The following is a 21218-nucleotide window of genomic DNA, read 5'->3' as shown; positions in this document are numbered from 1 at the left end:
TCATTGATCTTCGAGCGCGATCGACGCCGGCCGTTCCAGCCAGCCGCCCGCGCCATCGGGCACCAGTTCGACCAGTTCGATCCGGTCGTCGAATACCGCAGTCACGCGGCCGTCGTTTTGTCCCAGGTACACGCCGGGCCGCACCCGATAGGTCACCTTGTCCGGCGCCATCACCAGCGCGACCAGGCCGGCGCCGCTGCCGATGGTGCCGACCATGTCGAGGCTGTCGAGCGGGAACTGTTCCAGCGTCTGCTTGCGGCGGTTGGGGTCCGGACGCGGACCGCTGCCGTTGCTCTGGTCGCTGAAGGCGTTGCTGAAGGGGTCGCGCAGGGCCTGCGCGGCGTATTCGAAGGTCTCGAACTGCTGCATCACCGGCAGCGGGTCCAGCGGCGGCGCGGGGCGGTTCTTGACCTCGGCGACCCATTTTTCCAGGTTGGGCGCGTCGCCCGGGGTACTGGTCACGCTGCGGCCGCAGGCGCCGAGCACGGCGGCGAGCAGCAGCAACAGGGCGAGCCGGGCCAGGCGGGGAACGGCGTCGAACGGATGCTTGTGCATGTCAGCGCCCCCCCTTCGCGCCTGCGGCCTTTTCCTGCTCGGCCGCCTCTTCCTCGTCGAGGTAGCGGTAGGTCTTGACCGTACCGGCCAGCTCCAGCGGGATGTCGGCGCGGATGCCGCCACCGGTGCTCTTGTTCTTGGGCTGCAGCGAGATGTCGTGCATGGTCAGGATCACCACGCGCGGCAGCGAGGCCACGCCGCTGACGAAGGCGCCGAACTGGTGGTAGGTACCGACCATCCGCAGCGCGATGGGCTTCTCGGCGTAGAACTCCTTGGGCGTTTCCGGACCCGGCTGGAACAGCTCGTTGGACAGGCCGGTGGCGAGCGCGGTCTGCGAGATGTCGACGATGAGGTCGGGCATCTCAGTCTTGCTCGGCAACTGCCGCAGCATCTGCTGCAGCTGCTGCTCCATCTGCGCCAGCTGCAGCTTCAGCGGCTCGAGGTTCGCGGCGCGCCCCTGCTTGGTCTCGAACTCGGCGCGCAGCTCCGATTCCTGCCGCTCCAGCCCCTCGAGTTCGGCGGTCTTGTCGCGGACGAACAGCCACCAGGCCAGGCCGACGATCACCACGCCGATCAGCACGCAGAAGCCGAGCTTGTACTCGCGCGGCCACACGCCGGTGTTGTTGAAGCTCAGGTCCTTCAGGGCCATCTTTTTCTGGCTCACGGCGCGGCTCCTCCCTGTGCGGGCGCAGCCGGCGCCGGCGTGGCGGGCGCGGCCGGGGCATCCGGCACGCCGTCGCCGTCGGTGTCCTTGGGCGCGTTCGGATTGGCCAGCATCACGCTGAGCATGAAGGTGTACGGCAGGCCGGGTTCGCCCGCCTTGGCCTCGATGATCGACAGGTCGGGCTTGGTCATCCAGCCGGAGCCTTCGAGGTTGCGCATGTAGGTGCTGACCCGGGCGTTGGACTGCGAGCGCCCCTCGAGGGTGAGCTTGTCGCCCTCCTGCTTGATCGAGGTCAGGATCACGCCGTCGGGGATCGTGCGCACCAGCGAATCGAACAGGTGCACCATCTGCGAGCGGTTGGCCTGCAGTTGCTCGATCACGTCCTTGCGCGCCAGCAGCTTGGCCTTCTTCTGGTCGAGCGCCTCGATCTCCTTGATCTGGGCGTCGACCTGGGTGATCTGGTCGCGCAGGAAACCGTTGCGCTCGGTCTGGCCGCTGATCTGGGCGTTGTAGTAGCTGATGATCAGGAACGCCAGCACCACAGCCGCAACGGCCGACAGGCCGAGCATGGTGAGGAATTCCTTCTGGCGCAGCTTGCGCCGTTCGGCGCGCCACGGGAGCAGGTTGATCCGTGCCATCAGTCGAAGCTCCTCATGGCCAGGCCGGCGGCGATCATCAGCGCGGGCGCGTCCTGGGCCAGCGCGTGCGCCTGCACCCGCGGGCCGAGGGTCATCTGCGCCAGCGGATTGGCGACCACCGTCGGCACACCGAGCTGCTCCTCGACCATGTCGGCCACGCCCGGGATCGAGGCGCAGCCGCCCGCGAGCACGATCTGGTCGACGCGGTTGAACTCGCTGCCGGCATAGAAGAACTGCAGCAGACGGCTGATCTGCTGCACCAGTGCCTCTTTGAACGGCTCCAGCACCTCGATCTCGTAGCTCTCCGGCAGGCCGCCCTGGCGCTTGGCCAGGCCGGCCTCCTCGTAGCTCAGGCCGTAGCGGCGCATGACCTCATCGGTCAGCTGCTTGCCGCCGAACACCTGTTCGCGGTTGTACAGGCTGCGGCCGTTGCGCAGGATGTTGAGCGTGGTCATGGTGGCGCCGACATCGACCAGCGCGACCACGCCGTCGCGCGGCACGTTCAGCGTCTCGCCCAGCAGTGCGAAGGCGTTCTCGATCGCGAAGGCCTCCACGTCCATCACCTTGGCGGTGAGGCCGCCGAGCTCCAGCGCCGAGGTGCGGGTCTCGACGTTCTCCGAGCGCGAGGCCGCCAGCAGCACCTGGACCATCTCGGCGTTGCCCGGCATCGGGCCGAGCACCTCGAAGTCCAGGTTCACTTCCTCGATCGGATAGGGAATGTAATTGACCGCTTCCAGCTCGATCTGGGACTCCATGTCGTCCTCGTCCAGGTCCGCCGGCATCGGGATCAGCTTGGTGATCACCGCCGAGCCGGCGACCGCGGCCGCGGCGTACCGGGCCTTGCTCCCGGAGCGGGCCATGGCACGGCGGATGGCCTCGCCGACCGCCTCGACCTCGACGATGTTCTTCTCCACCACGGCGTTGGGCGGCAGCGGTTCGACCGCGTAGTGCTCGACCCGGTAGCGATTGCCCGCCCGCGACAGCTGGAGGAGCTTGACCGCGGTCGAACTGATGTCGACGCCGACCAAGGGCGGCTGGCTTTTTGTGATCAGTCCCACGTTTTCTCCCCTTATCACGGGCGCTTACGCGCACAACGTGCCCCGTTGCATTAAATAACGGACTTTTTACGTCATGGCAACTCCCCCGGCCTGGCCGCCCCCTGTGCCCGCCTCCCCCGCAAACGCCGGTCGTGCCTGAATCCGGCCGCGGACGGCGGTTTCAGGCCGCTCCTCTATACTCCCCGCCCAACACAGCCGCAATACGCTTTCGCGCGAGGATTTCCCCCTGATGCCGCCGTTTCGCCGCCTGTTGCGCTGGGCCGTGTTCGCTTTCGCGACCGTGTCGCTGCTCGGCCTGCTGGCCCTGGGCACCCTGTATGTCGTGGTCTCCTCCCGGCTGCCGGACGTGCAATCCCTGCGCAGCGTGGAGCTGCAGGAACCGCTGTACGTCTATGCCCGCGACGGCCGTTTGATGGCCGTGTTCGGCGAGACCCGGCGCTACCCGGTGGACATCGCCCAGGTCCCCGAGCGGCTGCGACAGGCCTTCATCGCGATCGAGGACAACCGCTTCTACCAGCACCACGGCGTCGACTACAAAGGCGTGGCGCGCGCGATCTGGCTGCTGGCGACCACCGACGACAAGCGCGTGCCGGGCGGCTCCACCATCACCCAGCAGGTGGCGCGCCAGTTCTTCCTCAGCTCCGAGTACAGCTACACCCGCAAGCTGGCGGAAATGCTGCTGGCGATGAAGATGGAACGCGAACTGAGCAAGGACGAGATCTTCCAGCTCTACCTCAACAAGAGTTTCTTCGGCAACCGCGCCTACGGCATCGCCGCGGCCGCGGAGTTCTATTACGGCAGGACGCTGGACCAGCTCAGCCTGGACGAGATGGCGACGCTGGCGGCGATCCCGAAGTTCCCGTCCAGCGGCAATCCGGTCAGCAATCCCGAGCGCGCACGCATCCGCCGCGACTACGTGCTGCAGCGCATGCGCGAGCTGGGTTTCATCGGCCGCGGCGAGGAAATCGCCGCGCAGGCGGCGCCGATGCACGCCAGCCCGCACGACATTCCGATCCAGGTCGAGGCGCCGTACGTGGCGGAAATGGTGCGGCGGGAGATGATCGCGCGCTTCGGCGGCGACGTGCTGACCCGCGGCTACCACGTCACCACCAGCATCGACCCGGTGCTGCAGGCGGCCGCGCAGAAAGCCGTGCGCGACGGCCTGGAGCTCTACAGCCACCGCCACGGCTGGCGCAAGGTCGAGCGGCATTTCGACCTGGCCGCCGACGAGGATGCGGCCGGCGCCAGCGCGCGCCTGCAGGGCATCGTTGCCCAGGGCGGCCTGCTGCCGGCGATCGTGCTGCGCAGCGGCGATGGCAGCGCCGAGGTCGCGCTCGCCGACGGCAGCACGGTCGTGCTCGGCGCCGACAGCAGCCGCTGGACCGGGCGCACGCCGGCGGCCCTGGTGCAGCGCGGCGACCTGGTGCGGGTGCGACGGATCGATCCGGTCGTGCCCGCGACGCCGCCGGGCGCCGGCGACCCCGCCGCCGCCCCGGCAGCGGCCCCGACGCCGCCGCGCTACCAGCTCGAACAGCTGCCGCAGGCGCAGGCCGCGCTGGTGTCGCTGGATCCGCAGGACGGCGCGCTGCGCGCGCTGGTCGGCGGCTTCAGCTTCGCCGGCAACAAGTTCAACCGCGCCACCCAGGCGCGGCGCCAGCCCGGCTCCAGCTTCAAGCCGTTCCTGTACGCGGCGGCGATGGAGCGCGGCTTCAACCCGGCCTCGATCGTGCTCGACGCGCCGGTGGTGTTCAAGGACCGCCGCGGCCACGAATGGCGGCCGCAGAACGACACCGGAAACTTCGCCGGCCCGATGCGCCTGCGCGAAGCGCTGGTGCAGTCGCGCAACCTGGTGTCGGTGCGCCTGCTCGATGCGATCGGGATCGATTACGCGCGCAAGTACATCAGTCACTTCGGCATCGACGAGGAGCTGCTGCCGCCGAACCTGTCGATGTCGCTGGGCACCGCGTCGCTGCCGCCGCTGATGATCGCGCGCGGCTACGCGACCTTCCCCAACGGCGGTTTCCGCATCACCCCCTGGTTCATCGACGAGGTCCGCGACCGCGACGGCAAGCTGCTGTTCAAGGAAAAGCCGGCGACGGCTTGCCCGGATTGCGGCGTGGCCGCGGCCGGCGCCGGCACCGTGCGCGCGGCCAACGTGGTCGCCGGCTTCGACCTGGGTCCGGGCGCGGGCGCGCCGCCGGCCGAGGCCGCCCGCCCGGCGGCAGCCGCTCCCGCCGCCCGTCCCGCCGCGCTGCCGGCCGACACCGTGCTGGCGCCGCGCGCGATCGACGCCCGTGTCGCCTACCAGCTGGTGTCGATGATGCGCGACGTGGTCCAGCGCGGCACCGGCACCGCGGCCAAGGTGCTGGGCCGCGAGGACGTCGCCGGCAAGACCGGCTCCACCAACGACCACCGCGACGCCTGGTTCTCCGGCTTCGGCGGCGACATCGTCACCACGGTCTGGGTCGGACGCGACGATTTCCGTTCGCTGGGCTACCGCGAGTACGGCGGCAAGGCCGCGCTGCCGATCTGGATCGACTACATGCGCGTGGCGCTCAAGGACCGGCCGATCGCCGCCAACGACCCGCCCGAGGGCATGGTCAAGGTCGCAGTGAGCGCGGGCGGGGAATTGCTGCCCGACGCCGGCAGCGGCATCGCCGAGTGGGTCAAGGCCGAGGACCTGGAGCGCATGGAAAGCTACGTCGAGAGCGCGCAGGACGCGCAGGCCCAGGACGAGGCGGCGTTCGACATCTTCTGAGCGCGGCCCGTCCCCGGGCGCCGTGCGCGCCGCCGGTGCCGCCGGATGCGGTAGAGTCGTCGCGGGTTCGCCTGGAGGCCGCCGCATGCGTCACGCCCGTCAGCACGCCCAGCAGCACGCGCTCACCCGCACCCGCGAACGCCGCCATCGCCTCGCCCACGAGGCCGCGCGACTGATGGCCGAGGGCGGCATCCGCGACTTCCACCAGGCCAAGCTCAAGGCCGCCGCGCGGCTGGGGATCCTCGACGACGCCTCGCTGCCGCGCAACCGCGAGATCGAGGATGCGCTGCGCGAATACCAGCGCCTGTTCGCGGGCCGGGAGCAGGCCGCGGGCCTGCGCACGCGGCGCGAGGCGGCGTTGCGCGCGCTGGAGTTCTTCGCGCCGTTCGAGCCGCGCCTGGTCGGCCCGGTGCTGGAGGGCACCGCCGACGTCCATGCCCCGGTCGCGCTGCAGCTGTACAGCGACGATGCCGACGCGGTGCCGCGCTTCCTCGACGAACACGACATCCCGGCCGAGGCGCGCTCGCGACGGCTGCGGCTGGACCCGCAACGCCAGCTCGATGCGCCGGTGTGGCTGTTCTCCGCCGAGGACCTGAGCTTCGACCTGACCGTGCTGCCGCTGGACGTGCTGCGCCAGGCGCCGCTGTCGGGCGTGGACGAAAAACCGATGCGGCGCGCCTCGCTGGCGCAGCTGCGGCAGCTGCTGGCCGAGGACGAGATCTCGGCCTACGAAGCGGGGAATTGAGCCGGGGCGCCGCGATCGGGACGCCGCAATAACCGGGGACCGTACCCGGGCCCGCCCGGCCGCGGCCGGGCAAACCCCGCGATGCCGTGCTCAGCGCTTGTCGATGGCGGCGTAATCGCGCGCCGCGTAACCGGTGTAGACCTGGCGCGGACGGCCGATCCGGGCTTCCGGATCCTCCTGCTGCTCCAGCCAGTGCGCGACCCAGCCGGCGGTGCGGGCGATGGCGAACATCACCGTGAACATCTCGGTCGGGATCCCCAGCGCCTTGTAGATGATGCCGGAGTAGAAATCGACGTTGGGATACAGCTTGCGCTGCACGAAGTACTCGTCCTTCAGCGCGGCCTCCTCGAGGCGCAGCGCCACTTCCAGCAGCGGGTCGTTGACGCCGAGTTCAGCCAGCACCTGGTGGGTCATCTCGCGGATGATCTTGGCGCGCGGGTCGAAGTTCTTGTAGACGCGGTGGCCGAAGCCCATCAGGCGGAAGCCCGATTCCCTGTCCTTGGCCTTGTCGACTGCGGACTGCACGTTCTTCGCGTCGCCGATCTCGGCCAGCATCTTCAGCACCGCCTCGTTGGCGCCGCCGTGCGCCGGGCCCCACAGCGCGGCGACGCCGGCGGCGACGCAGGCGTACGGGTTGGCGCCGGTGGAACCGACCAGGCGCACGGTCGAGGTCGAGGCGTTCTGCTCGTGGTCGGCGTGCAGGATGAACAGCAGGTCCAGCGCGCGCGCGGCCACCGGCTTGAGCACCAGCGGCTCGCTCGGCACCTCGAACATCATGTGCAGGAAGCGCTCGACGTACTCGATGTTGTTGCGCGGGTAGCGCAGCGGCCAGCCGATCGAGTGGCGATAGCAGGCGGCGGCGATGGTCGGCACCTTGGCGATCAGGCGCACCGCGGCCAGGCGGCGCTGCTCGGGATCGTCCAGGTCCAGGGTGTTGTGGTAGAAGCTGGCCATCGAGCCGAGCATCCCGACCAGCATCGCCATCGGATGGGCGTCGTGGCGGAACCCGCCGAGGAAGCTCTTGAACGCCTCGTGCATCATCGTGTGGTGGGTGATGCGGTTCTCGAACCTCGTGAACTCGCCCGGCGACGGCAGCTCGCCGTGCATCAGCAGGTAGGCGACCTCGAGGAAGCTCGAGTGCGCGGCCAGCTGCTCGATCGGATAGCCGCGGTACAGCAGCACGCCGGCGCCGCCGTCGATGTAGGTGATGGCCGACTTGCAGGAGGCGGTGGCGCCGAAACCCGGGTCGTAGGTGAAGCAACCCGTTTCCTTCGGCAGCTTGCCGATGTCGATGCAGGGGTTGCCGAGGGTGCCGGTCGCCACCGGCAGGGTCACGGTCTTGCCGGCGGCGGTCAGCGTGACCTGGCCGGTGGCGGATTCGTTCGCGTCGGACACGGCGCACACTCCTCGATTCATGCGCGCCCGTGGCGGCGACGCCAGGCGCGGAGGGGGGATGATCGATTGCGTCCACGGCGAGCGCCGCGGAAGCACGCATTATCGCATAGCCGGACCGCCCCGGCCCCCGGCCGGGAGCGCCGCCCCGTCGCGCGGGGCTTGCGCAGGCGCCCGCAAACGCCGACGGCCGCCCGGAGGCGGCCGTCGCGATCAGGCACTGGCGGCGCGCTTACTTGGCGTAGCGCTTGCGGAACTTGTCGACGCGGCCGCTGGTGTCCATGATCTTGTTCTGCCCGGTGTAGAACGGGTGCGTGGCCGAAGACACGTCGACCTTGACCAGCGGATACTCGTTGCCGTCCTCCCACTTGATCGTCTCCCGGCTGGCGACGGTGGAGCGGGTGAGGAACTTGAAATCGGAAGTCACGTCCTGGAACACGACTTCGCGGTATTCGGGGTGGATGTCGGCCTTCATGGCGGCACCGGTTTCGATAAGGTAAGCGCGGCATTTTAGCCGCCGCCTGCATCGCGACGCAAGCCGCCGCGCGCGTTCAGGCCGCGGCCCCGCGCTGGACCTGCCCGGGCGGCCCCGGTCGAGCGCGCCCTCCGATGTCCAGCCGGCGCGAACCGCTGCCGATCCCGGCCAACGACGACGCCGGCGCAGGCCGGAGAGGGCCGTGACGGCAGCGGCAGCGTGTCGGCGCCCGGGTCCGGGCGGCACTCGGGGGGCGGAGCCCGCGCGGTCAGGCCGCGGCGTAACGCGCGGCGCCGCCGATCCAGCGGGCGACCAGGCGCTCGGCGACCTGCGGCGATTGCGCAAGCAGGCGCTCGCCCAGCGCGTGCACCTGCGGCAGCAGGTCGGCATCGCGCGCCAGGTCCGCGAGGCGGAACGTGGCCAGGCCGGTCTGCCGGGTCCCCAGCAGTTCGCCGGGCCCGCGCAGGGCCAGATCCTTTTCCGCGATCACGAACCCGTCACTGGTTTCGCGCAGCGTCTCCAGCCGCTGCCGCGCCAGCGCCGACAGCGGCGGCTGGTACAGCAACACGCAGCTCGATGCCGTGCTGCCGCGGCCGACCCGGCCGCGCAGCTGGTGCAGCTGCGCCAGGCCCAGGCGCTCGGCGTTCTCGACGATCATCAGCGACGCGTTGGCCACGTCGACGCCGACCTCGATCACCGTGGTCGCCACCAGCAGGTCGAGTGCGCCCTCCTTGAACGCGCACATCGTCGCCTGCTTCTGTGCGGACTTCATGCGCCCGTGCACCAGGCCGATGCGCAGTTCCGGCAAGGCCGCCGACAGCGCCTCGAAGGTGGTCTGCGCGGCCTGCGCTTCGATCCGGCCGCGGCCGCCGGCGCCAGATCCTCCCTGGCCGGACGCTCCCGCTTCCTCGTCGGAATCGTCGATCAGCGTGCACACCCAGTACGCCTGCCGGCCCTGCGCGCAGGCCGCGCGGATGCGCTCGACCAGTTCCGGGCGGCGCTCGGCGCTGAGGGCGACGGTCTGCACCGGCGTGCGGCCCGGCGGCAGCTCGTCGAGCGCCGAGACGTCGAGGTCGGCGTACGCCGCCATCGCCAGCGTGCGCGGGATCGGGGTCGCGGTCAGCACCAGCTGGTGCGGCACTTTCGCACGCCGGTCCTTCTGCGTCGGGTGGAGGACGGCGCCCTTGTCGCGCAGCGCCAGGCGCTGGTGCACGCCGAAGCGGTGCTGCTCGTCGACGATCGCCAGCGCGAGGCCGTGGAAGGCGACGCCTTCCTGCATCAGCGCGTGGGTGCCGACGACCACCTGCGCGGCGCCGGACGCCACCTGCGCCAGCACCGCCGCGCGCGCCTTGCCGGTGACCTTGCCGGCCAGCCAGGCCACGCGCACGCCCAGCGGCTCGAGCCAGCCGCGCAGGTTGGCCAGGTGCTGCTCGGCCAGCAGTTCGGTCGGCGCCATCAGCGCCGCCTGCCGGCCGGCCTCCACCGTCAACAGCGCCGCCAGCGCCGCAACCACGGTCTTGCCGCTGCCGACATCGCCCTGCACCAGCCGCAGCATCGGATGCGGCTGCGCGAGGTCGCGGCGGACCTGCGCGAACACGCGCTCCTGCGCGCCGGTGAGCGCAAACGGCAGGGCCGCGCGCAGCCGTCCGACCAGGACGCCGGCCGGCGCCAGCGGCGGCGCCGCATGCCTCTGCAGGGCGATGCGCTGGCGCCGCAGGCTGAGGTGGTGGGCCAGCAACTCCTCCAGCGCCAGCCGCCGTTGCGCCGGATGGGTGCCGGCCAGCAGCGCGGCGACGTCGGCATCGCGCGGCGGACGGTGCACCGTCAGCAGCGCCTCGCGCAGCGACGGCAACCGCAAGTCCGCGAGCGTCGCGTGCGGCAGCAGCTCCAGTGCGGCATCGTCGGGCAGGCGATCCAGCGCCGCGCCGATCAGCCGTCGCAGACTGGCCGGCCCCACGCCGTCGACCGCCGGGTACACCGGATCGAGCCGGTCGCCGAGGACCGCCTCGTCGGCCGCGAGCACGCGATAGCTCGGGTGCACCATCTCCAGCCCGTGCTGCCCGGCGCGCGGCGTGCCGTAGCAGCGCACCCGCGCGCCGGGCGCGAACTGCGCCACCTGCGCGGCGCGGAAATGGAAGAAACGCAGCACCAGCGTCGCCTGCGAGCCGTCGCCGATCGCCACCCGCAGCAGCGGGCGGTAGCGGAACCCGCGCTCCACCGCCTCGACCGTGCCCTCCACCTGCGCCGCGACGCCCGGCTGCAAGCCGCGGATCGGCGCGATCCGGGTGCGGTCCTCGTACTGCCGCGGCAGCAGCAGCCACAGGTCCTGCAGGGTCGACAGGCCGCGCGCGGCGAGCTTTTCGGCCACGCGCGGACCGACCCCGGGCAACGAGGACAACGGCGCCTCGCCTGCCGGCGCCAGCGACGGTGCGACCGTGGCCGGCGCGCGCTCGGCCGCGGCCCGCCCGCGGCGGGCACCTCCGGGAGCGGCAGGTTTGCCGGCGCGGGCCACGCTGCGGTCAGTCGAGCACCATCACCGCGTCGACCTCGAACGCCGCGCCCTTGGGCAGGGCGGAGACCTCGATGGTCGAGCGCGCCGGGTACGGCGCCGCGAAATATTCGGCCATCACCGCGTTGACCGCGGAAAACTGCGACAGGTCGGTCAGATACAGGCCGACCCGCACGACCTGGTCGAAGGAGCCGCCGGCGGCCCGGCACACGGCCTGCAGGTTGTCGAACGCGCGCCGCGCCTGCGCCGCGATGTCGCCTTCCACCATCTGCCCGGTTGCCGGCACCAGCGGCGTCTGCCCGGACAGGTAGACGGTGTTGCCGGCGCGGATCGCCTGCGAATACGGGCCGATGGCGGCGGGGGCGAGGTCGGTATGGATCGGCTGGCGCGACATGATGGACTCCGGTGCGTGGAGTCCGGATTCTAGCGGCTGCGGCCGCACGCGGTCCGTGCGCATCGCCGGGAGCGCGGCGCGGACCACGGCCCGGCGCGCCGGCGGCTGCCGCGCGGCGGCTACAGCCGCTGCACCCCGTACACGACCCCCAGCCGGCGCACGCGGCGGATCACGTCGGCGATGTGCTTGCGGTCGCGCACCTCGATCGCGAAGCGGATCGAGGCGATGTTGCTGTCGCGTTCCACGTATTCGACCCCGTCGATGTTGGAGTCGGCCTGGGCGATCGCCGCAGCGACCTGCGCCAGCACGCCCGGGTGGTTCTCGACCTCGACCATCAGCGCGCTGTGGAAATCGCCCGACACCGTGCGGTCCCAGCCGATCGCGATCCAGCGCTCCGGCGACTTGCGGTAGTCGACCACGTTCGGGCAGTCGAGCCGGTGCACGACGATGCCGCGGCCGGTGGTGTGGTAGCCCATGATCTCGTCGCCGGGGATCGGCATGCAGCAATGGGCGAAGGTGATCACGCCACGCTCGTGGCCGGTGATCAGGATGCGGTCGCCGCCGGGCCGGAGTTCGCGTTGCGGCCGCGGCAGCGCATCCAGCAGGTCCGGCGCGGCGGCCTGCTCCCGCGCCAGCACCAGCGCCACCTGCGCCGGCATGCGGTTGCCCAGCGCGATGTCGGCCAGCAGCGCCTCCAGCCGCGGATAGCGGTTGTCGGCGAGATAGGCCTCCAGCCGCGCCGGCGGCAGCCGGTCGAGCGAGGTCTGCAGGTTTTCCAGCGCGCGGTCGAGCATGCGGTGGCCGAGCTGCACCGCATCCTCGTGCTCCAGGTGCTTGAGCTGGTGGCGGATCGAGGTGCGGGCCTTGCCGGTGGCCACGAACTCCAGCCAGTGCGGCTGCGGCGCCGCCGACGGCGCGGTGATCACCTCCACCTTCTGCCCGCTGACCAGCTTGGTGCGCAGCGGCACCAGCTTCTTGTCCACGCGCGCGGCGACCGCGTGGTTGCCGACGTCGGTATGCACCGCGTAGGCGAAGTCCAGCGCGGTGGCGTTGCGCGGCAGCGCCAGGATGTCGCCCTTGGGGGTGAACAGATAGACCTCGTCGGGGAACAGGTCGATCTTGACGTTCTCCAGGAACTCCAGCGACGAACCGGTGCCGCGCTGGCTCTCCAGCAGCCCGGTGATCCACGAGTGCGCGCGGGTGTGGGCGCTGTTGCCGGAGCCGCCGTGCTTGTACATCCAGTGCGCGGCGATCCCGCGCTCGGCGATCAGGTCCATCTCCTCGGTACGGATCTGGACCTCGATCGGCGAGCCGTAGGGCCCGAACAGCACCGTGTGCAGCGACTGGTAGCCGTTGGCCTTGGGGATGGCGATGAAGTCGCGGAAGCGCCCGTCCAGCGGCTTGAACACCGCGTGCACCACGCCCAGCGCGTGGTAGCACTCCGGCACCGACCCGACCACGATGCGGAACCCGAACACGTCCATCACCTGGACGAAGCTCTTGCCCTCCGCGCGCATCTTCGTATAGATGCTCCACGGCGACTTCACCCGGCCCACCAGCCGGTATTGCAGACCCTCGTTGGTCAGCCGCTGCGCCAGCTGCGCCTCGATCCGGGCCAGCGCCTCGCGTCGCACCAGCGGCTGGGTGCGGATGCGCTTCTCCAGCACCGCGTGCCGCCACGGGTACAGGGCGCGGAACCCCAGGTTCTGCAGCTCGGCCTTGATCAGGTTCATGCCCAGGCGCTGGGCGATCGGGGCGTGGATCTCCAGCGTTTCGCGCGCGATCCGCGCGCGCGCCTCGGGCGTCTGCGCGGCGAGCGTGCGCATGTTGTGCAGGCGGTCGGCGAGCTTGATCATGATCACGCGCAGGTCGCGCGCCATCGCCAGCAGCATCTTGCGGAAGCTCTCGGCGGCCGCCTCCTGGCGGTCGGCGAACTGCAGCTTGTCCAGCTTGGTGACGCCGTCGACCAGCTCGGCCACGGTCTCGCCGAACTCGCCGGCGATCGCGTCGCGCCCCAGCGGCGTGTCCTCCAGGGTGTCGTGCAGGATCGCCGCGACCAGGGTCTCGACGTCGACCCGCTGCTCGGCCAGCACCGTGGCCACCGCCACCGGATGGGTGATGTAGGGCTCGCCGGAGCGCCGCGTCTGCCCGGCATGCGCGGCGGCGCCGACCGCCCAGGCGCGGCGCAGGACGCGCCGCTGCTCGTCGGGCAGATAGCCGGCCGCCTGTTCCAGCGCCTGCATGTAGTCCGGCACCGCCTCGTCGGCGGGCGCGGGATGGGGCGCGGCATGGGCGGGCTGGACGGGACGCATGGCCCGAGCCTACGCGGGAGCCGGTGGAGCGGCAATGCGGGCGCCGGGGCGGCTGCAACGGAACCCGGAAACGCCACGACCCCGCCGCAGCGGGGTCGTGATCGGGGACATGGCGCTGGCGACACTCCCCGCCCGGCCGCGCCGGCGCGGGGGAGCCCGCTGGCGTTCAGTCGTCGTTCTTGGACAGGTCGTCGTCGGCGACGACCTCGGCGGCGGCCCACTCCAGCGCCTCGCGTTCCCGACGCTCGCGCTCGGCCTTGTCGACCGCGTCGATGTAGGGCTGGTCGATGCGACGCGCGGCGATCTCGCGCAGCGCCAGCACGGTCGGCTTGTCGTTGCTCTCGCTGTTGTCCAGCTGCGGCTCGACCCCGTTGGCGAGCTGGCGCGCGCGCTTGGCGGCCATCATCACGAGCTCGAAGCGGTTGTCGACCACCTTCAGGCAGTCTTCGACGGTAATGCGGGCCATGGGGCTCCCGGCGGCGCTGGGCCGTCCGTATCGGTACAGGACCGCGAATTGTACGGGCGCCGACGCCACGGCACAAGCGCAATCCTTGCGAATCAGTGGTTTAGGGAAGCCCCGGCCCGGGCCCGCAGGCGCGGGGCGGGAGCCGACGCTACTCCCCGCCCAGCAGCCGCGCGATCAGCCCGGCATGACGCTGCGCCTGGACCTCGCGGCGCAGCCGGCTGGCCTGGAAGATCGCGCACATTTCCCCGACCGCGGTTTCGAATACCTCGTTGACGATCACGTAGTCGAATTCGGCGTAATGCGCCATCTCCTCGCGCGCGGCCGCCAGCCGTCGCGCGATCACCGCCTCGCTGTCCTGGCCGCGGGCGCGCATGCGCTGCTCCAGCGCCTGTCGCGAGGGCGGCAGGATGAACACGCCGACCGCCTCGGGCATCTGCCGGCGCACCTGCGCCGCGCCCTGCCAGTCGATCTCCAGCAGCACGTCGCGGCCGGCCGCCAGCTGCGGCTCCACCGACTGCCGCGCGGTGCCCTTCCAGTCGCCGTGCACGCGCGCGTGCTCGAAGAAGTCGCCGGCGGCGACCATGCGCTCGAATTCCGCGTCGCTGACGAAGTGGTAGTGCTCGTGGTGGCGCTCGCCCGGGCGCGGCGCGCGCGAGGTGAACGAGATCGACAGCCGGATGTTGGGGTCGCGCGCCAGGCAGGCATTGACGATGCTGGATTTGCCGGCGCCGGAGGGCGCCGCGACGATGAACAGGGTTCCGCGCATGGGCGCCGGGGTCGGGAATTCGGGGGCGGGGATTGGCAAGATCGGGGTCACGGGCTGGGCACGGACGGGATCGTACTCGTTCTTCCCGGTCGCCAGTCCCCGCTTCGGCTATTCGATGTTCTGGATCTGCTCGCGGACCTGGTCGATCAGCACCTTGAGCTCGACCGCAGCGGCGGAGGTGCGAGCGTCGACCGATTTCGACCCGAGCGTGTTGGCTTCGCGGTTGAACTCCTGCAGCAGGAAATCCAGCCGCCGGCCGACCGGCGCCGCCTGCCGCAGCACGCGGCGGATCTCGGCGATGTGGCTGTCGAGGCGGTCGAGCTCCTCGTCGATGTCCAGCTTCTGCAGCCACAGCACCAGCTCCTGCTCCAGGCGTCCGGGCTCCACGGGCTGGCGCAGGTCGGCCAGCCGCGCTTCGAGCTTCTGCCGCTGGCCGGCGCCGATCGCCGGCATCAGCGCCCGCACCTCCCCGGCGATGCGGGCAATGGCGTCGACGCGTTCGCCGATGCCGGCGGCCAGCTTGGCGCCCTCGCGCTCGCGCGCGGCGACGAACTGGCCCAGCACCTCGTCCAGCAGCGCCATCGCTTCGGCCTGCAGCAGCGCGGGGTCGGCGCTGCGCGTCTGCAGCACCCCCGGCCACTGCAGCAGCGCGGTGAACTCGGTGCGCAGCGCCGGGAACCGCGCCTGCACGTCCTGCGCCAGTTCCGACAGCCGCCCGAGCACGCGCGGGTCCAGCTGCAGCGCCTCGCCGCCGTCGGGCGCGCGCAGGCGCAGGTTGAGGTCGAGCTTGCCGCGGGCGACCCGCGCACCGATGCGTTCGCGCAAGGCCGGCTCCAGTGCGCGCAGTTCTTCGGGCAGGCGCATGCCGATCTCGAGGAAGCGATGGTTGACCGCGCGCAGTTCGCACGCCAGGGTGCCGGCGGCGGTGGCGCGCTCGCCGGAGGCGAACGCGGTCATGCTTCGGATGGACATGGCATCTCCAGGTCGCGACGGGCGCCGGACGCGCAGCGGCCGGGGCGGAAACGCTGCGATGGTAAACTTGCCCGCCGCGTTCCGGTGAATTTCCGCATGACCACTTCCCTTTCGCCGGCCTTCGTCCGCCCCAGCGGCCGCGCGCCCGACCAGTTGCGCGCGGTGACGCTCAGCCGCGGCTACACCCGGCACGCCGAAGGCTCGGTGCTGGTGTGTTTCGGCGACACCCGGGTGCTGTGCACCGCGAGCGTGGAGAACCGGGTGCCGGCGTTCCTGCGCGGCAAGGGCGAAGGCTGGGTCACCGCCGAGTACGGCATGCTGCCGCGCGCCACCCATTCGCGTTCCGACCGCGAGGCTGCGCGCGGCAAGCAGGGCGGGCGCACGCTGGAAATCCAGCGCCTGATCGGCCGCAGCCTGCGCGCCTGCGTCGACCGCACCGCGCTGGGCGAGCGCACCATCACCCTGGATTGCGACGTGCTGCAGGCCGATGGCGGTACCCGCACCGCGGCAATCACCGGCGCCTACGTCGCGCTGGTGGACGCGATCAACTGGCTGACCGCACGCGGCGAGTTCAAGTCGGTCAAGGGCGGGCGCGACCCGATCGTCGGCGCGGTCGCTGCGGTGTCGGTCGGCATCTGCGGCGGCGTCCCGGTGCTGGACCTGGACTACGCCGAAGACAGCGGCTGCGATACCGACATGAACGTGGTGATGAACGACGGCGGCGGCTTCATCGAGCTGCAAGGCACCGCCGAGGGCCACGCCTTCCGCGACGACGAGCTCGACGCGATGCTCGCACTCGCCCGCAAGGGCACCGCCGAACTGCTCGCCGCGCAACAGGCGGCGCTCGCCGGGCGATGACGCCGCCCGCGGAACTGGTCCTGGCCAGCGGCAACGCCGGCAAGCTGGCGGAGCTGCGTGCGCTGCTCGGCGCCGACCGCTGGCGCCTGCGCGCGCAATCCGACTTCGGCCTGGCCGAGGTCGAGGAAACCGGACTGACCTTCGTCGAGAACGCCCTGCTCAAGGCGCGCCATGCCGCCCGCGCGACCGGGTTGCCGGCACTGGCCGACGATTCGGGCCTGTGCGTGGATGCGCTCGGCGGCGCCCCCGGACTGCACTCGGCGCGCTACGGCGGCGGCCACGGCGACGCCGGCCGCAACATCGCGCGCCTGCTGCACGAACTCGACGGCGTGCCCGACGCCGCGCGCACGGCGCGCTTTTACTGCGTGCTGGTGCTGCTGCGCGCGGCCGACGATCCGCAACCGATCATCGCCGAGGGCAGCTGGCCCGGCCGCATCCTCGCCGCGCCGCGCGGCACGCGCGGTTTCGGCTACGACCCGGTGTTCTTCGATCCCGAACACGGCTGTTCGGCCGCGGAGCTCGAGCCGGCCATCAAGAATGCCGCCAGCCATCGCGGCCGCGCGCTGGCGGTACTCAGGCAACGCCTTCCGGAACTCCGCTAGGAGCGGCGTGGGCCGCGAACTCTTCCTGGCGCCTGCAAACCCCGCGGCTCGCGCCGCTCCTACACTAGGGCGATGCTCGCCCCCCCCCGATGACGATGCTCGCCCCTCCGCCGCTGTCGCTGTACGTGCACCTGCCCTGGTGCGTGCGCAAATGCCCGTACTGCGATTTCAACTCGCACCCGCAACGCGGCGCGCTGCCGTTCGCCGCCTACGTCGAGGCGCTGCTGGCCGATCTCGACCACGACCTGCCGCTGGTCTGGGGGCGCACGGTGCAGACGGTGTTCTTCGGCGGCGGCACGCCGTCGCTGTTCCCGCCCGAGGCGATCGACGCCTTCCTGCAGCAGGCCAGCGGTCGGCTGCGCTTCGCCCCGGGCTGCGAGATCACGCTGGAGGCCAACCCCGGCACCGCCGAGCACGGCCGCTTCGAGGGCTACCGCGCCGCCGGCGTCAACCGGCTCAGCATCGGCATCCAGAGTTTCGACGACGGCTGCCTGCAGCGGCTGGGGCGGATCCACGACAGCGCCGAAGCGGTCGCCGCGGTGCGGCTGGCGCGCGCCGCCGGCTTCGACAACTTCAACCTCGACCTGATGTACGCGCTGCCGCAGCAGACCCTGGCGATGGCCGAGCGCGACATCGAATGCGCGCTCGCGCTGGAGCCCACGCACCTGTCGCACTACCAGCTGACGCTGGAGCCGGGCACCGCCTTCGCCGCGCGACCGCCGGCCGGCATCCCCGACCACGACGCCGGCTGGGACATGCAGGAGCATTGCCAGGCGCTGCTGGCGCAGGCCGGCTACGCGCAGTACGAAGTCAGCGCCTACGCGCGCCCGGGGCGGCAGTGCGCGCACAACCTCAACTACTGGCGCTTCGGCGATTACCTGGGCATCGGCGCCGGCGCCCACGGCAAGCTCACGCTCGGCAGCGAGCAGGCGATCCTGCGCCGCTGGAAACTCAGGCACCCGACCGCCTATCTGGCCGCAGCCGGCAGCGATGCGGCGATCGGCGGCGACGAGTACCTGTCCCCGGCGCGGCGGCCGTTCGACTACATGCTCAACGCGCTGCGGCTGAACGCCGGGTTCGCGCTGGCCGAATTCGAGGCGCGCACCGGGTTGCCGCGCAGCGCCATCGCCGCGGAACTGGCGCAGGCGCGCGCGCGCGGCTGGCTCGCCGAGGACGGCGAGCGGATCGTGCCGACCGAGCTGGGCCGGCGCTTCACCAACGACGTCATCGGCCTGTTCCTGACCGATACGGCGTAAGCGGACCGGCCCCGGTCCGCGCCGCGGCCGCCTCGAGGGCGCGAGGCCGGCGGCGCGACGTGGCGCCGGAAGCCCGCGCAGGCGCCGACCCGCGGCCATACGTGCAATCATAGGCGCGGGCCAGAGACCGAGCGTCCGATGTCCACACCGCCACCCGCCACCGACCCCTCCGCGCCGCAGACGCTGGCCACCGCCACCCTGCCGCGCCGGGTGCGGCGCGTGCTCGAGCACCTGCTCAACACCGCCTCGGACGAGCTGGAACGCCATCTGACGGCGATGCTGGCGGAGTTCGAGCAGCAACTGTTCCGGCTCGCCGACCACGCCCGCAACCCCGGGGTCGAGTCCACCCACCTGCAGACCCTGCGCACCCTGCGCCTGAACCGTTCCGACCTGGTGCCGCGTTTCATGGTCGGGCTGGAAGCCAGCCTCGCCGCGCTGGGGCGCGGCCCGGCCCAGGTTGCCGGGACCGCCGGGGCGGACACGGCAGCGGGCACCTTCCACCATCTGCGCCTGGTCGACGACGCCGAACTGGACGAGGACGCGGTGCTGCGCGACATCGCCGTGCGCCAGGAATCGCGCGCCAGCCTGACCCTGCACCTGCTGAGCCAGCGTTTCGGCGTGCTCGCCGGCACCCCCGCGTTCGACGCCGAGCGCATCCCGCTGGGACCGCAGTCCCTGTGCCGGATCCTGCGCGAGGCGGCGCAGTCGCTGCAGGTCACGCTGGAGGCGCGGCTGCTGCTGTACCGCATCTTCGAGCGCCGGGTGATGGCGCACTATCCGCAGATGCTGGACATGCTCAACGCCTCCGTCGCCGCCGAAGGCATCCTGCCGAGCCTGACCTACGTCCCGATCCGGGTGCGGCCGAGCCCGCAGAGCCAGGCCGAAGCCGCCGCCGAGGCCGCGGTCCCCGGCGCCAGGCCGCGGCGCCCGCCCCGCCGCGGCGCCCGCCGCGGCGGCGCCCAGGGCGAGGCGCAACGCACGCACACCGCCTGGCTGGGCGAGGCCGACGCCGAAACCGCCGGCATGGACGAACGCGCCGCCTACGAGCTGCTGCAGCAGCTGCTGTCCGGACGCCGCGAGCTGATCGGCAAGCTGCGCCCCGACAAGCGCCGCGCCCCGCGCGAGCAACTCGACACCGCCGAGGTGGTCGATGCGCTCGGCCGGATGCAGGGGACGATGTCGCCGAGCGGCCCGCGCAACCTGCTCGACATCAAGCAGGCGCTGCTGGCACAGGTCCGCCAGCAACGCGGCCGCGGCTCCAGCTTCTCGCGCGAGGACAGCGACACCTTCGAGCTGCTGGGCATGCTCTACGGGCAGATCGAGCGCGAGGTCCGCAGCGACACCCCGGCCGTAGGGCTGCTGCGGCGGCTGCAGCTGCCGCTGCTGCGGGTCGCGCTGCAGGACCGCGCGTTCTTCGTGCAGGCCCAGCATCCGGCGCGCCAGCTGCTCAACGCGGTCGCCGAATCCGGCGCGCGCTGGCTCGACGAGGACGACCTGGATCCGCAATTGCTGGCGCCGCTGCAGCAGGCGGTCAAGCACGTGGTCGAGCACTTCGACGACGACCCGGCCGTGTTCGAAGCCAGCAACCGGGAGCTGCAGACGCAACTGCACACCCTGGCGCGCAAGGCGGAGATGGCCGAACGCCGCCACGTGGAGGCGGCGCGCGGCAAGGAAAAACTCGAGATCGCCAAGCGCGAGGCGGCCGACACCATTGCCGAACTGGTCGGCGAGCAGCCCCTGCCCAAGTTCGTGCGCGCGCTGCTCAACCAGGCCTGGGCCGACGTGCTCACGCTGACCCTGCTGCGCCAGGGCGCCGACTCCGCGGAATGGCGCCAGCAGCTGGACGCGACCCGGCGCATCGTCGCCACCTGCGGCCGCAAGACCGGGCCCGCGGACCCCGGGCTGGCCAACCACATCGAGGCGGCGCTGGCGCAGGTCGGCTACCACACCGAGGAAGCCGCGGCGATCGCGCGGCGCCTGACCAGCGCTCTGGACGAAGACGAGGACGATCCGGCCTCGCGTACCGAGCTGACCATGAAGCTCAAGGCGCGCGCGCGCCTGGGCCAGGACACCGCCAGCCGGCACAAGCCGGCGCCGGCGCCGCGCAACGCCGCCGAACAGGCGCATTACGACCAGCTGCGGGTGATGCCCTACGGCACCTGGATCGAATTCGTCACCAACCAGCAGGGCGACGTGGTGCGTCGGCGGCTGTCCTGGTACAGCCCGATCACCGACAACGCGCTGTTCGTCAACCAGCGCGGCCATCGCGTCGGCGAGCAGTCGCTGGACAGCGTCGCGCGAATGCTCGCGCGCGGGCAGGCGCGGATCGTCACCGCAGAGCGCGGACGCCTGGTCGACCGCGCCTGGCAGGCCACCCTCCACGCGCTGCGCAGCTTCGCCGGCCACGGCGACAAGGACGGCCCCGGCGAGGGCACGGAGGCGACCCCGTGATCAACGAATTCCGCCGCGCGCGCCGGCGCAAGGTCTCCGACACCATCCTGGTCACCGACGCGATGACCGACAGCGTGGTCGGCCGCATCGGCAACCTCTCGGAAACCGGCATGCTGCTGATCGCCAGCGCGCCGCTGGTGGAGGACGCGCTGTACCAGTTCCGCTTCCACCTGCAGGACGCGCGCGGCCACGAGACCGCGTTCGAGATCGGCGCGCACCTGCTGTGGCTGGACCGCGCCAGCGCTCCGGGACAGGCCTGGACCGGGTTCCGCTTCATCGCCGTGCCTCCGGTCCAGGCCGAACAGCTGCGGGCCTGGATCGACGCCCCCGGCGGCCAGTTCGAATAG

At 71.6% G+C, this 21218-nt stretch carries 18 protein-coding genes and 1 pseudogene; 7 read left to right on the top strand and 12 right to left on the bottom strand.

Translation table 11 applies throughout. The features are described from left to right. The 4 genes from D0Y53_RS02695 to D0Y53_RS02680 are packed head-to-tail and all read right to left on the bottom strand — an operon-like array spanning position 1 to position 2915. Positions 1 to 555 carry a pilus assembly protein PilP gene (locus D0Y53_RS02695; protein ID WP_117201657.1) on the bottom strand — a complete coding sequence of 185 codons (555 nt, stop codon included), beginning with the start codon at positions 553 to 555 and terminating at the stop codon, positions 1 to 3. Between the two features lies 1 nt (position 556). Further along, positions 557 to 1219, bottom strand: coding sequence for a type IV pilus inner membrane component PilO (locus tag D0Y53_RS02690; RefSeq protein WP_117201656.1), 663 nt, complete (start codon positions 1217 to 1219; stop codon positions 557 to 559). Beyond that, complete coding sequence (locus tag D0Y53_RS02685) at positions 1216 to 1857, bottom strand: PilN domain-containing protein (protein WP_117201655.1); 642 nt, start codon at positions 1855 to 1857, stop codon at positions 1216 to 1218. The genes D0Y53_RS02690 and D0Y53_RS02685 overlap by 4 nt, the downstream gene beginning before the upstream one ends. After that, positions 1857 to 2915: a pilus assembly protein PilM gene (locus D0Y53_RS02680; RefSeq protein ID WP_117201654.1), complete on the bottom strand. Its 1059-nt coding sequence runs from the start codon at positions 2913 to 2915 to the stop codon at positions 1857 to 1859. Before D0Y53_RS02680 ends, D0Y53_RS02685 begins: the two co-directional genes overlap by 1 nt. Positions 2916 to 3144: 229 nt before the next feature. On the opposite strand from D0Y53_RS02680, the gene D0Y53_RS02675 reads away from it, so the two are divergent. After that, a complete protein-coding gene (locus D0Y53_RS02675; RefSeq protein WP_117201653.1) occupies positions 3145 to 5673 on the top strand; it encodes a penicillin-binding protein 1A in 2529 nt (842 codons plus the stop codon). A gap of 85 nt (positions 5674 to 5758) precedes the next feature. Next, positions 5759 to 6418 (top strand): hypothetical protein, encoded by a 660-nt coding sequence (locus D0Y53_RS02670; protein ID WP_117201652.1) that lies wholly within the window; start codon positions 5759 to 5761, stop codon positions 6416 to 6418. A gap of 90 nt (positions 6419 to 6508) precedes the next feature. On the opposite strand, the gene D0Y53_RS02665 is transcribed toward D0Y53_RS02670, so the two are convergent. The 8 genes from D0Y53_RS02665 to D0Y53_RS02630 form a co-directional block, all read right to left on the bottom strand. After that, positions 6509 to 7813: a citrate synthase gene (locus tag D0Y53_RS02665; RefSeq protein WP_233511612.1), complete on the bottom strand. Its 1305-nt coding sequence runs from the start codon at positions 7811 to 7813 to the stop codon at positions 6509 to 6511. Positions 7814 to 8042: 229 nt separating this feature from the next. Continuing rightward, complete coding sequence (locus D0Y53_RS02660; protein WP_117201650.1) at positions 8043 to 8285, bottom strand: type B 50S ribosomal protein L31; 243 nt, start codon at positions 8283 to 8285, stop codon at positions 8043 to 8045. A gap of 268 nt (positions 8286 to 8553) precedes the next feature. Then, positions 8554 to 10707: an ATP-dependent DNA helicase RecG gene (gene recG, locus D0Y53_RS02655; protein WP_233511623.1), complete on the bottom strand. Its 2154-nt coding sequence runs from the start codon at positions 10705 to 10707 to the stop codon at positions 8554 to 8556. Positions 10708 to 10804: 97 nt separating this feature from the next. Next, positions 10805 to 11188: a RidA family protein gene (locus D0Y53_RS02650; protein WP_117201648.1), complete on the bottom strand. Its 384-nt coding sequence runs from the start codon at positions 11186 to 11188 to the stop codon at positions 10805 to 10807. A 119-nt stretch (positions 11189 to 11307) separates the two neighbouring features. Continuing rightward, entirely contained in the window at positions 11308 to 13500 is a 2193-nt protein-coding gene (locus D0Y53_RS02645; protein WP_117201647.1) for a RelA/SpoT family protein, read from the bottom strand. A 166-nt stretch (positions 13501 to 13666) separates the two neighbouring features. After that, the gene (rpoZ, locus tag D0Y53_RS02640) at positions 13667 to 13966 is read right to left on the bottom strand and encodes a DNA-directed RNA polymerase subunit omega (RefSeq protein ID WP_117201646.1); all 300 of its coding nucleotides are present in this window, start codon (positions 13964 to 13966) and stop codon (positions 13667 to 13669) included. Between the two features lie 148 nt (positions 13967 to 14114). After that, complete coding sequence (gene gmk, locus D0Y53_RS02635) at positions 14115 to 14732, bottom strand: guanylate kinase (RefSeq protein WP_117201645.1); 618 nt, start codon at positions 14730 to 14732, stop codon at positions 14115 to 14117. 108 nt (positions 14733 to 14840) lie between these two features. Then, a complete protein-coding gene (locus D0Y53_RS02630; protein WP_117201644.1) occupies positions 14841 to 15689 on the bottom strand; it encodes a YicC/YloC family endoribonuclease in 849 nt (282 codons plus the stop codon). Between the two features lie 111 nt (positions 15690 to 15800). Between D0Y53_RS02630 and rph the strand changes: the two genes are divergently transcribed. From rph to D0Y53_RS02605, 5 genes and pseudogenes are all read left to right on the top strand, one after another. After that, positions 15801 to 16562 carry a ribonuclease PH gene (gene rph, locus D0Y53_RS02625; RefSeq protein WP_117201643.1) on the top strand — a complete coding sequence of 254 codons (762 nt, stop codon included), beginning with the start codon at positions 15801 to 15803 and terminating at the stop codon, positions 16560 to 16562. Beyond that, the gene (gene rdgB, locus D0Y53_RS02620) at positions 16559 to 17164 is read left to right on the top strand and encodes an RdgB/HAM1 family non-canonical purine NTP pyrophosphatase (RefSeq protein ID WP_117201642.1); all 606 of its coding nucleotides are present in this window, start codon (positions 16559 to 16561) and stop codon (positions 17162 to 17164) included. Before rph ends, rdgB begins: the two co-directional genes overlap by 4 nt. A gap of 89 nt (positions 17165 to 17253) precedes the next feature. Beyond that, positions 17254 to 18420, top strand: a complete 1167-nt coding sequence (hemW, locus tag D0Y53_RS02615) for a radical SAM family heme chaperone HemW (RefSeq protein WP_117201641.1) — start codon at positions 17254 to 17256, stop codon at positions 18418 to 18420. 213 nt (positions 18421 to 18633) lie between these two features. Beyond that, positions 18634 to 20871: pseudogene (locus tag D0Y53_RS02610) on the top strand (DUF1631 domain-containing protein); the annotation flags it as partial. After that, the gene (locus D0Y53_RS02605; RefSeq protein ID WP_117201639.1) at positions 20868 to 21218 is read left to right on the top strand and encodes a PilZ domain-containing protein; all 351 of its coding nucleotides are present in this window, start codon (positions 20868 to 20870) and stop codon (positions 21216 to 21218) included. The pseudogene D0Y53_RS02610 and the gene D0Y53_RS02605, both read left to right, overlap by 4 nt.

The organism is Cognatiluteimonas weifangensis (assembly GCF_003416885.1).
Taxonomy (GTDB): Bacteria; Pseudomonadota; Gammaproteobacteria; order Xanthomonadales; family Xanthomonadaceae; genus Cognatiluteimonas; species Cognatiluteimonas weifangensis.
The sequence above is the reverse complement of the archived record's forward strand: the minus strand, read 5'-3'. Positions and strand labels throughout refer to the sequence as shown.